Here is an 11,707-nt window from a genome sequence, read left to right as displayed (position 1 = left end):
TAGGCGTGAAGGTGCAGCACCTGTATTTGCGGGGCTGAGACACATCGCATTTAATCAGCTAAAAGCAGAAACAAGCTTTAATAAAGGCATGCCCGCAAAACAGAAAAAAGCTATGCGCAGTACAGATTACCTTGAAAAGGTATTGAAATCATAGACTTTTTTCATGCTCTTTCCCTGAGGTCTGACCCCGATAGTGCTATATATGAAACAGGTAGATTGATATGGTAACAGGTAACTCAAATATTCAGAGTTTGATTCACCCTCTAAGTCGGGCCGATTTTCGGTCTGACTTAGAGTACGGTGAAATAACTAATGTATATTACATTGAAAATGACTCTCATTTTGTAGTGGAAGAAAGTGTTAATTTCGAAGATGGTTCATCAAGTAAAAATTTCTATGTTTTTGATAGTGCTACCGGAAAACGTGTCTCAATTGAACAGCGAATACTTTCACTTAAGAATAAAATTTATAAGTATGAGCTTGATTGTGGGTGTGTGGTAGAAGCGACAGTTAGTATTGATAAAGAAACAGGCTGTGAATTTTTAAAATACGCACTTAAAGATGTAAAAGGTGATAAAATAGGCACGTTTCTTCTGCCCGGTTATCACTTCAATTTTAATTTTGATACTTCATATGAATTAGTACAAAAAAGGGCAAAAGAATTATTACAAACTGGTATCGATGAGGCGCTTAATTCAAAACTTTTTTTTGAGCGTTATTTTGCTGCAAATTTTGAAACGAAGACAGGGATACTTACCAGAAGTTTTCGTCGATATAACAGAAGTGTAGGTGAAAGCGGCTATGGTATTATGTATGCGTTTTTAAGCCAAGATATGTACAATAAGCTAAGAGTTGATGAAGACTTTATATCAATTTTAAAGAAGATTGCGGCAAATGACATACATCGTGAAGATAACCAATCAGCAGAGCAAGTTTTTAATGCCATGTTTAAAAACATTAACAAGTAGTTTTATAGAAACAAGTGATTGGATAACAGTATTCCTTTTACTTTCAACCAAAAGGGTATTATATAATCACTTTTTCCGAATTTAGAATGAGTTAAATATTATGTTGGTAGAAATAGCAATTGCCGATGCATATGGTGCGGGTTTTGAGTTTGTAGATCAGGAAATTATATCAGCCGAAAATAACCTCGAGACCTTTCGTGCGCATCAATTGTCTAACATTGCTGGGTGTTATACTGATGACACTCAAATGTCATTAGCGCTGTCTGAGTTAATGCTAAACGACGTTGACTGGACTGAAGCCCATATAGCCGAGGCATTTTTTCAATGCTATATACGTGATCCTGTGCATGGCTACGCAAAGCGACTACAAACGGCATTTTCTGAGGCGAGAAATGCAGACCATTTTGCAAGGTTAGTTAAAACGGATAGCTTTGGCAATGGGGCAATGATGCGAGCTGTACCAATTGGTTTTTTTAAAGATGAAGATGTAGTAATACGCAACGCCACAATACAAGCACGTGTTACTCATGACCATCAAATTGCAGTCGATGCTGCTGTTTGCATTGCTCTTGCTGCACATGCAGGCTTGTACAGCAAAGCGACTCTTAAAACATTGCCGGAGTATCTTGCATCTCGAGGTTACAAGTTTAATGCTAATTGGCAAGGAAGAGTTCGTGCAGTGTCAGAAGATACTTTGGCCGCAGTAATGTCTAACCTAATGCAGCATTTTAGCTATGAAGCTTTGATAAAGTCAGCTGTTGATTTTGGAGGAGACACAGACAGTGTCGCGTCAATTTGCTGCGGAATAGCAAGTTGTTATGATGGTGTTGATAAAACTCTTCCAAATAAGCTCGTTACTAATTTTTCTAAGGACAACTTTGGATTAGATTATCTCAGAGATTTAGACATTCAACTTAAGAATAAGTTTTTGTGATTAACCTAACGTATTTACATAAACACTTTAAAAAAATAGTAATCCCCCGAAAAACAATGAAATCCAACTATATCCTGTGTTGGCTAGGACAACTGATAATGGAACAATTACTTATTCAAAAATTGTTCATGTTAGTGGTGGCATACCAAAAATACCTCGTGGTAAGGCTGCCAGAGTGACTCAAATTAATGGTGGCTAATGTAATGCGGGATTACCCAAATCGTGAAGGAAAATTAAAACAATTCTATGCGAATAGAATGGGCATGTTAGCGCATGGTGAAAATGTTATTGAATCGAAAATGCTTGGATCGCAAAAGCTTGAATATGAACAATTGGAAAGAATATCAGATAGTTTAATAAACGTTGGGATAGAATTATCAATCTGTCAGTTTTCACTCGGTCATAGTATTGACACAATAAGAGAAACAGTCGAGCGGACTATCACTTACTATCTTAAAACAGACAATGAGTGGAGTAGCTATCCACATAGTGTATATACATTAGTCAAACTTATTTCATTGGCTATTTTGGTTGATGTTAGTGATAAAGCGTGGGCATTATTGGCTGAAAAATGGCAAAGTAGCGGCAGTAATGGCTATATATTGGCAAAACTGTTGAGTTATCGTTCAAACAATGTACAGCTAGGTCAAGATGTTCGCCTTAAAAAAATCGGTCAAATTTTGACTATCTCAAATATTAGTGACGATTGTGAATTTTTAGAAGAACTGAAAAAGTATTCTAAAAAATGGTACATTCGTTATAAAGGCTTACATTGGTACAATAGCCACAATGATGATTATCATATAGGTTATTTTGGGTACTGGGCAGTAGAAGCCGCTGCTGTCGCAAAAATGCGTGGTATAAGCCTAAAAAACACTCATTTTGGTAAATATTTTCCTTATGGTTTTTTTGATCTACCAGAACAGTTACCGAAAGAAAAGGGCGTTAAAAAAGAGCTTCAACAAAAAGAGCAGGCATTAAATACAATCACTTACCCTGGCTTAACTCGACTAAGTCTATCGCTTGATGGTGCTTGGCTAAATGAGAGTGAACAACGTTTATCATTAATCACCCATGATGAAGGTTTGGAGTGTGCCGGTACTGTGTATCTAAGTGACGAAAATACATTAGACTCATTTGCGTCAGGGAGGTATGAAGCATATGCCATGGTATAAACGGGTTGGAGTTGAAAATGAACGAAACCTCCCCATTGGCACTGTTAAAGAACAATTGATGCAAGGCGTTTGGAAAGGCTAAACTGAAGTCACTTCTTACATGGTATACGCTTTAAAATTTGACAAATATTTTATGGTTTTAACGTTTACCTTTATGGAAAAAGATAAAACACACTGCTTACCTATAATAGAGCGTTTGCTAGAGTCGATTCGTTATGAATAGCACAATTATTTGAATTAAAGTTCAAGAGTCTCTGATAAATATGGGGTTATTCAGTTCAAATACGGACATTTATCCTGTGCGCTTTTGGCGAGGCTGCTAAACTTACCCGGTTTGCTGTTTCAATGATTGAAAACAACCCTCCCCATGGAATGGGCCAGTTTGTTGGGTATGATTAAAAAGGATAGGGGACACCCGTGATTGCACTTTTATTTGATATTGTTGGTATGACAGGTACGTTTTTAGTGGTTGGCGCGTTTTTTATGCTACAACTGGGTAAAGCCACGCCAACAGGGCTTTTATATAACATGATGAATTTATCTGGCGCTATTTTGTTGCTTATAAGTCTTTGTTATAACTTTAATTTAGCAAGTTTTGTGATTGAAATATTTTGGATCGCAGCCTCATTAATTGGTTTATATAAATACCTAAAAGCTAAGCAGATTTCAGCTGTAGCCTAAATTTATAAATTAATAGAGAAAAACTCTCACGCCGTCGCGTATTTGTATTAATATTGTAAATAGCACGTTACTTATGATGTGCTAACTCCAATGAAAAATATAGGTGTAAAGCGGCGTAATGATTTTAAAGCTAACAGCATGTCTTTTTTTATGTGTTAACACAGCCCCCTTACTGGCGAGCGACGCTGATGATTTATTTGCGCTTAGCTTTGAAGATTTGCTTGACGTTCATGTCGATATTGCCTCAAAAACCTTAGAAACTCTCGCTTCTGCCCCCTCAACTATCACTGTTTTTAATCGCAAAAAAATAGCCTTACTTGGGGTGAATAATGCGTTTGAATTGATGAATTTTGTTCCTGGTATGCAATCTACTCGTGGTGATTGGGTAGGCGCTGTACCAAAAGATCACGCAAGAGGTGTTTACCTTGATAGCGGCAATATCTTAGTGATGATCAATGGTGAACGTTTAAATGAGTCATCATTTGGCAAAGCGTCAGTTTATATGCCTTATATACCTGTAGAAGTTATTGATAAAGTTGAATTTATACGTGGCCCTGGCTCTGCTTTATATGGCAGTAATGCATTCTTAGGGGTGATGAATATAGTGACTAAAAGCCAAAATAATGAAATGTCGCTGGCTGTGGGTAATGTAGGTCAAACCAGCGCTGCATTCTCGGTTAGTCATCAAGTTAATCAGCAAACACATCTATTTGCTAATGGCGCGTATAACCAAAAAAGTGGTAAGCGTTATCCACAAGGGGTAAACGATCCACTGCAATCAGTTTACTTTGAAGCGGGTGTCGATATCAATAAACTGGCTGTGAGAGCGCGTTATAATCATGTTGAACTGAAAGAGTTTTTAAACCTTGGTGGTTATTCTGACAGTAATCAACATCGTAGTGAGAATACTTTCCTATCTGTAGGTTATGATTGGCTTGAAACTGATACACGTACTTTGGCTACAAAAATAGCGTATGCACATCATCAAATACAAAGTGCAGGATTAATCGCACCTGCAGCAACTTTACCTAACGCTAGTTATGATTTTTTTGTTGGTCCTGATTGGCATACAACGGATTTAACAGTCAGTGTAGAGGCCAGTCAGCAATTTAATAATGGTTGGTCAATCAACTCAGGCTTGCAATATAGCCGCGCAGAGCAACATAAAGCGGACTTACGTGTTAATTATTTTGATATTAACAGCGGTGAAATTATTGTTGAAGATCCGTTTTATCAAGGGGGGATTGTTACAATCAGTAATTATGCGCCATTTCAGAGTTTGCAATCGACTTTTGAAACCCGAAGTATTTATGGGCAAATCAAAGTGCCTTTTGCTGAGCAATTGACCTTATTTTTAGGGGCACGTTATGATGATGTTAAAGCGATAGACAGTAAATTATCGCCGCGCATTTCCGCAATCTACTCACCAACTCGCGCGCATACTTTTAAATTACAATACGGTGAATCGTTTCGCACTCCTGTGACGAATGAATTGTATTCAGATGATGATGTGACTAAGGGCAATCCAAACTTAAAGTCTGAATATGTTAAAACCACAGAGCTTGTTTGGCGCTACGAGGGACAAGATTGGCATATTAATTCGGTGCTTTTTTATAATCAACTTGTTGATTTTATTAATCTAGTGCCGAATTCAGCTGCCAATAATCAGTTTACCTTTGAAAACCAATTAGATGACATTAATCGTGGTGTTGAATTAGATAGCATGATCCACATTACTAGTGATTTATCAGTGGAAGCGACTTACAGCGAGTATTTTGATACGCCAATTAAGCCAACGTTTAAGCGCTTTGCTAGTGTGATTGCTAATTATCATCATCAGCAATGGGTGCTGAGCCTCAATAGTGTTTGGCGCGATGCCGTCAGTGGCCCGACAATGACAAGCGACTTTACTCAACCGGCTTACTTTTTGCTCGGCGGGGCTGTGAGTTGGCAATTTTCTGCACGCGGTGAAATTAGTTTTAAAGCCCATAATCTCTTAGATAAGCACTACCGTGTGTACGATCCAAGAGTTACAGATGGCACTGTTGCTGGTGTCGGCAGTGAATACTCGTTACACTATCAAATCAAATTTTAAGTTTTAGGGACGCTCAGGTGTGCCCTTTGGTTGATCATGCTGCGTTTTCCCCGAAAAATATTAATCGCTGTTGCCATTTTAATTAGTGTATTGTTGCTTAGTTTTTTATTTGGCCGACACTATGATTTAAGTCAAGCAAAGCAGCAAGCTGAACTCCAAGTGGGTCAATTGCGTAATTATCTTGATACCGAACTCTCTCGTTTTGCAACTATTCCTCATTTAGTTACTGATAACCAGTTACTCACTGCATTTCTCAGTGATACTGATCAGCCCGTGCAGCCTATTAATAATTACTTGGCTGATATCCAACAAGCCAGTGGTGCATCAGACGTCTATGTCCTTAATCGTGAAGGGGATGTTATTGCATCGAGCAATTGGCAACTTGATTACAGTTATATCGGTAATAACTTTGCATTTCGTCCGTATTTTTCTCAGGCATTGGCGGGTAACAAAATTGCCTATTTTGCTCTTGGTTTACGATCTAAAGAACGGGGTATTTATTTTTCTGAACCGATTTATCGCGATGGCCAAGTAATAGGTGTGGTCACCTTAAAAGTGAATGTATCTAAGTTTGAAACTGATCGACAATTACTGAATGCGTCCCACGCTAGCCATTTTTATTTAAGCTTAGACGATAATATTATTGCTATGTCCGATAGCCCCTCATGGCGACTCAATTCGTTGCATAGCCTCACAGCAGCAGACTATCAACACTTTACGACAAGCCGACGCTACCTAGAGTATGTACCAAAAGTTATCACTGCTGAGCACATTATTAGCCAAGGGATGCCCCTGTTATACGTTAATGATGCGAATAAACGCAGTAAATATATGCCTGCAAGTGCGCCGATTGAGCGACTTAATGCAAAAATAACTGTGCTTGTTGATATATCGTCGGTGAATATTAATCAACTAGGGCGATTGTTTTGGTTGAGTGTGATTTATGCTGGGGGGTTAATGCTTTTTTACAGTTTAATGGCACGTTTTGCCGGCTATAAAAAATTACTTTTTTCTCGTCATAGCCTTGAGCAAGAAGTTATAGAGCGCACCCATGCACTCGAAAAAGCACAAACAGCGCTGGTGCAAACAGCCAAATTGGCCACCATAGGTCAACTCAGCGCGGGTATTAATCATGAGATTAACCAACCCTTGAGTGCAATGAGTACGTATTTGGTTAGTGCTAAACGCTTGATTGCCAAAGGTGATATTGCAAAGGCAGCTGAAAATATTGTTATTGTGCAATCGTTGATCGAACGAGTACATAAAATTGTTGGACAATTAAAGCACTTTAGTAAACCGGCACAAACACAGTTAAGAGAGCAAAGCTTAAACCAGTTACTTAAAAATGCCATGGTGATCGCCTCCGCGCAATTAAAGCAGGATGATGTCAACGTTAACACCGCTGATATCGCTGACACTGTAAAAGTATGGGTTGATGGCATTAAATTTGAGCAAGTATTAGTGAATGTGATCACCAATGCCAGCCAAGCAATGGCTGACAGTACTGTGCGAGAGCTGAGTTTTGAGATAGAGCAGTTTGACGACCGCGTTAAGCTGTCTATTTTGGATACTGGGCCTGGTATCGAGTTACATGCGCTTGGGACTATTTTTGAGCCTTTTTATAGCACTAAATCGACTAATGGCCTTGGCTTAGGGCTATCTATTTCTAAGCAAATTATTAATTCATTTAATGGCTGTTTAAGTGCGCATAATCGCCCTGGCGGTGGTGCTCAATTCATTATTACCTTAGCAAGTACTAAAGGAGCGTTATGAATACGTTAGCAACTGATTGTAAACAGGTCATTGTTATTGATGACGAAGCGATGATCCGCGATTCACTTGACCAATTGCTGACACTCGAAGGCTATCAAGTACAGTGTTTTAGCGATCCAATGAGTGCTTTATCAAAACTTAATCGTCGTTTTAACGGGGTGGTGCTCAGTGATATTAATATGCCGAAAATGGATGGACTGGCTTTTTTAGAACAAGTTCAAGCATTTGATAGCGAATTACCGGTGATCTTTCTGACTGGATTTGCTGATGTATCGGTGGCCGTTAAAGCCATGCAATTAGGGGCTTACGACTTATTTGAAAAACCCCTTACAGAGCAGTTATTAGATTGTATTGCCAGAGCGTGTGATAAGCGTGCCTTGGTAATGGAAAATCGTGCTTTAAAACTAGCGGTAGAAAAAACGTCAGCCCCAGGTGTACGGATCTTAGGGGAAACCGTGCAAATGCAGCAAATGATGCACTTGCTCAATGCGGTGATCGACACTCCCGCAGATGTAATGATTGAAGGTGAAACTGGCACCGGTAAAGAGTTAGTTGCACGCTTTTTACACGACCAAAGCAGCCGTTCAAACTGTAATTTTGTGGCAATTAACTGTGGTGCCATACCAGAGCAACTGATTGAAAGTGAACTATTTGGTGCGGCCAGTGGCGCGTTTACAGGGGCAACACACAGTCGCCAAGGTAAGTTTGAGTTTGCTCAAGGTGGTACGGTGTTTTTAGATGAGATAGAAAGCACACCGGCATCATTACAAGTAAAGTTACTTCGCGTTTTAGAAGAGCGAAAAGTGACCCCCGTCGGCGCTAATACCGCCGTTGACTTAGACATACGTATCGTTGCGGCAACCAAAGTTGATTTATTATCCTTGGTCGAAAAAGGGGACTTCAGAGCTGACTTATATTATCGACTCAATTTAGTGAGGGTAAGTATTCCGGCATTGCGTGATAGGAAAGCTGATATTCCTTTATTATTCAAACATTTTAGCTCTATTGCCGCGACTCGTTTTCATAAACCTCCGGCTCCTCTAAGTAGCGATATATTACAGCGTTTACTTAGTTACCAGTGGCCAGGTAATGTCAGAGAGCTTAGAAACCAAGCTGAACGAGCGGTGCTGCTGGGTGCTGAATTAGCGTTCGCCAATACCGAAAATAATAATGGCAGTGAGTTATCGCCCGATCTGAGTTTGGCGGAAAAAGTGTGCTTTTATGAGCAATCTTTAATCGAAGAAGCCCTTGAGCGCCACCAAGGTAGTATTAAAGAAACTATGAATACCTTACAGATTGCCCGTAAAACCTTGTATGACAAAATGAGTAAATATGGCCTCAATCGTGACATGTTTATTGATTAACCAGAGCTTTGCTTAAGTGATTTACCTGCTCAGCTTAATTTGATGGGTGGAAACGGTGACACAGACGTTTTGATAGTGTGTGGGATCCCGCACACTTTATTGTAAGTATAATTTAATTTTAAATTTAACTATTTGAATATATTAAATTTTACTTTTTTATAAGCAGTTGGCAGTAAACTTGCCTTTATTAGCGGGAACAACAAATGATCCTAATAATAAGGGCACACAATGATAATAATAGACAAAAAGCTAACCCCTGTTTTTGTAGCAACGAGTTTTGCAGCAGCTTGCTTTGGACAAAGTGTTCATGCCGCAGAGTATGACATTTATGGTAAAGCAGAAGTGCAAATTGCTAATACTGACAACGGTGTAATGCGCTATGCTAAAAAAGGAACGCAAATCGATGCGCCTTTTTCACGCATTGGTGTGAAAGGGCAACATGTACTCACTGACTCGTTAAAAGCGGTATTTAAATACGAAGTGCAAGTAAAGGGCTTTGAGCACGATGATACCGATGAGCCATTTAGTGCCCGTAATACATATTTAGGTTTAGCGGGAAATTTTGGTGAAGTTGTAGTTGGTCGAAACGATACACGCTTTAAGTATTCAGAAGGTAAAGTTGATAACTTCAATGAAACTCAAGCCGATATTGCTCAATTACTACCGGGTCAAGATCGCCTTGGTGATACCATAACGTATAGTTCAAAATCATATGCGGGTGCTCAGCTATCACTTACCTATGCTTTGAAGGATGACAGTGCCAATAATGAAGCCGGTTATGCCGCTACGTTAATTTATGGTGACCGTGGTTTAAAAAATAAAAATTATTATGTGGCGATCAGCCATATTGATTCACTCAATAATATCAACGCCAGTCGCATCGTTGGCGCGTGGCAAAAAAATGATTTACAACTAGGTGCTATTTACCAGCACAGTGAGTCAGTAGATGGTACTAAATCAGGAAACGGCTATGTGTTGAGTGCCAGTTATACCATTGACAAATGGCAGCCAAAACTACAATTTGCCAGTGATGACTCAACTATTCGCCAAAGTACTAAGGGCAGCCAGTGGACTGCAGGTGTGGATTATTTATTTGATAAACAAACTACCGCGTACTTATTCTATACTGACTTAGATTTGCAACAGCAAACGGATAGTAGCTTAGCCCTTGGCTTAAAGTATAAATTTTAAAGGGGTTGAATATGAGCACACAAACTTTAGACGATAAACCTGAAAAAAATCCAATGATACAGATGTTGCTGCTGTTATTGGGCCCTGCGGTCATGCTACTTACGTGTTTGATCGATCCTCCTGCTGGCATGAGTACCGCTGCTCTTCGTACTTCAGGATTAGCATTTTGGATGGCATCATGGTGGGTGAGTGAAGTAGTTCCTATCCCAGCTACGGCGCTATTGCCGTTGGTATTTTCTCCGTTGGCTGACATTGCTGCGATAAAAAGTGTCGCTGCACCGTATGCGCACCCCTTAATATTTTTGTTTTTAGGTGGCTTTTTAATTTCCATTGCGATGGAACGTTGGGGCTTACACAAGCGCATTGCTTTACGTACTATGCTCTACGCGGGCTCAAAACCGAGTTTGCAGATATTAGCGATGATGTTAGTAACGGCATTCTTATCAATGTGGATGTCAAATACTGCAACAGCAGTGATGATGTTACCTATTGCTATGTCTATCACCCATTTAGTGCAAAAATCTAATCCAAATAATAATGGTTTTGGTAAAGCACTGTTACTTTCTATTGCTTATGGTGCCAGCATTGGCGGCATTGCAACATTAATTGGTACGCCACCGAATGCATTGATGGCCGCTTATTTATCAGATAGTTATAAAATTGAAATTGGTTTTGCGCAATGGATGATGGTGGGTGTGCCATTGTCACTGACTATGTTGATCATCTGTTGGTTGTGGCTGACCAAGTTTGCTTATAAAGTTGATAAAACAAATGAAAAATCTCAAAAAGTCGACACCAAGTCACTATTTAGCTCGCAGTTAAAAGGTCTTGGCACCATGCAACGCGCTGAGAAAGGGGTGTTATGTGTGTTTTTATTTGCAGCTGTGTGCTGGATATTTAGACCTCTGATCGCTGATTTTTCTGGTTTAAAAATATCGGATACCGGTATTGCCATTGCTGCAGCATTATTATTATTTGTTTTGCCTGCTAATAAAGGCAGTGATGAACGTATTCTTGACTGGCAAAGTGCGGCAGGAGTTCCTTGGGGAGTGTTATTGTTGTTTGGTGGTGGCTTAACCCTAGCGGCACAAATAAAGTCATCAGGTTTGGCTGAATACATAGCTCATATGATTGAAGGCGTCAGCGCCATTCCATTAGTATTGAGTGTATTAGTAATTGCAACCTTAATCACTTTCTTAACTGAGATCACCAGTAATACAGCAACCGCAGCTGGATTTTTACCACTACTTGGCCCTGTCGCTGAGTCAGTCACAGGTTCGCCATTGGTCTGGGTTATTCCTGCGGCTATAGCCTGTAGTTGTGCGTTTATGATGCCTGTAGCGACCCCGCCTAATGCCATTGTGTTTGGCTCTGGGCAAATTCAAATGCGGGATATGATCAAAGCCGGCTTTGCATTAAATATTGTTGCAATTGCGCTGATCACATTTGTCACTATGACCCTTGCTGCATCGGTATTTAATTTTTAAGTAATTCAAAGTTACCCAACCGGAGCGCTATTCGTTTGT

General features: G+C 39.6%; 9 protein-coding genes. All 9 read left to right on the top strand.

Translation table 11 applies throughout. The features are described from left to right. Positions 1–221: 221 nt before the first annotated feature. The 9 genes from H5200_RS15710 (at position 222) to H5200_RS15670 (ending at position 11,668) form a co-directional block, all read left to right on the top strand. Positions 222–968 (top strand): hypothetical protein, encoded by a 747-nt coding sequence (locus tag H5200_RS15710; protein WP_182718697.1) that lies wholly within the window; start codon positions 222–224, stop codon positions 966–968. Between the two features lie 100 nt (positions 969–1,068). Further along, positions 1,069–1,902 carry an ADP-ribosylglycohydrolase family protein gene (locus tag H5200_RS15705; RefSeq protein WP_182740070.1) on the top strand — a complete coding sequence of 278 codons (834 nt, stop codon included), beginning with the start codon at positions 1,069–1,071 and terminating at the stop codon, positions 1,900–1,902. A gap of 188 nt (positions 1,903–2,090) precedes the next feature. Continuing rightward, positions 2,091–3,077: a PoNe immunity protein domain-containing protein gene (locus H5200_RS15700; RefSeq protein WP_182718699.1), complete on the top strand. Its 987-nt coding sequence runs from the start codon at positions 2,091–2,093 to the stop codon at positions 3,075–3,077. Positions 3,078–3,494: 417 nt separating this feature from the next. Further along, positions 3,495–3,758: a hypothetical protein gene (locus tag H5200_RS15695; RefSeq protein WP_145236163.1), complete on the top strand. Its 264-nt coding sequence runs from the start codon at positions 3,495–3,497 to the stop codon at positions 3,756–3,758. 118 nt (positions 3,759–3,876) lie between these two features. Beyond that, positions 3,877–5,853: a TonB-dependent receptor gene (locus tag H5200_RS15690; RefSeq protein ID WP_182718701.1), complete on the top strand. Its 1,977-nt coding sequence runs from the start codon at positions 3,877–3,879 to the stop codon at positions 5,851–5,853. A gap of 36 nt (positions 5,854–5,889) precedes the next feature. Beyond that, entirely contained in the window at positions 5,890–7,626 is a 1,737-nt protein-coding gene (locus H5200_RS15685; RefSeq protein ID WP_182718702.1) for a cache domain-containing protein, read from the top strand. Continuing rightward, positions 7,623–8,990 carry a sigma-54 dependent transcriptional regulator gene (locus tag H5200_RS15680; RefSeq protein WP_145236154.1) on the top strand — a complete coding sequence of 456 codons (1,368 nt, stop codon included), beginning with the start codon at positions 7,623–7,625 and terminating at the stop codon, positions 8,988–8,990. Before H5200_RS15685 ends, H5200_RS15680 begins: the two co-directional genes overlap by 4 nt. 228 nt (positions 8,991–9,218) lie before the next feature. Continuing rightward, positions 9,219–10,181: a porin gene (locus tag H5200_RS15675; RefSeq protein ID WP_145236151.1), complete on the top strand. Its 963-nt coding sequence runs from the start codon at positions 9,219–9,221 to the stop codon at positions 10,179–10,181. An 11-nt stretch (positions 10,182–10,192) separates the two neighbouring features. Continuing rightward, positions 10,193–11,668, top strand: a complete 1,476-nt coding sequence (locus H5200_RS15670; protein ID WP_182761813.1) for a DASS family sodium-coupled anion symporter — start codon at positions 10,193–10,195, stop codon at positions 11,666–11,668. Positions 11,669–11,707 lie beyond the last annotated feature (39 nt).

The organism is Pseudoalteromonas sp. SG43-7 (genome assembly GCF_014164295.1).
GTDB classification, from domain to species: Bacteria; Pseudomonadota; Gammaproteobacteria; order Enterobacterales; family Alteromonadaceae; genus Pseudoalteromonas; species Pseudoalteromonas rhizosphaerae.
The sequence above is the reverse complement of the archived record's forward strand: the minus strand, read 5'-3'. Positions and strand labels throughout refer to the sequence as shown.

Bases quoted from the DNA above. Each gene is read 5' to 3' on its own strand.
- H5200_RS15685 (WP_182718702.1), top strand. From the start codon at position 5,890: ATGCTGCGTTTTCCCCGAAAAATATTAATCGCTGTTGCCATTTTAATT.
- H5200_RS15675 (WP_145236151.1), top strand. From the start codon at position 9,219: ATGATAATAATAGACAAAAAGCTAACCCCTGTTTTTGTAGCAACGAGT.
- H5200_RS15710 (WP_182718697.1), top strand. From the start codon at position 222: ATGGTAACAGGTAACTCAAATATTCAGAGTTTGATTCACCCTCTAAGT.
- H5200_RS15670 (WP_182761813.1), top strand. From the start codon at position 10,193: ATGAGCACACAAACTTTAGACGATAAACCTGAAAAAAATCCAATGATA.
- H5200_RS15690 (WP_182718701.1), top strand. From the start codon at position 3,877: ATGATTTTAAAGCTAACAGCATGTCTTTTTTTATGTGTTAACACAGCC.
- H5200_RS15705 (WP_182740070.1), top strand. From the start codon at position 1,069: ATGTTGGTAGAAATAGCAATTGCCGATGCATATGGTGCGGGTTTTGAG.
- H5200_RS15700 (WP_182718699.1), top strand. From the start codon at position 2,091: ATGGTGGCTAATGTAATGCGGGATTACCCAAATCGTGAAGGAAAATTA.
- H5200_RS15680 (WP_145236154.1), top strand. From the start codon at position 7,623: ATGAATACGTTAGCAACTGATTGTAAACAGGTCATTGTTATTGATGAC.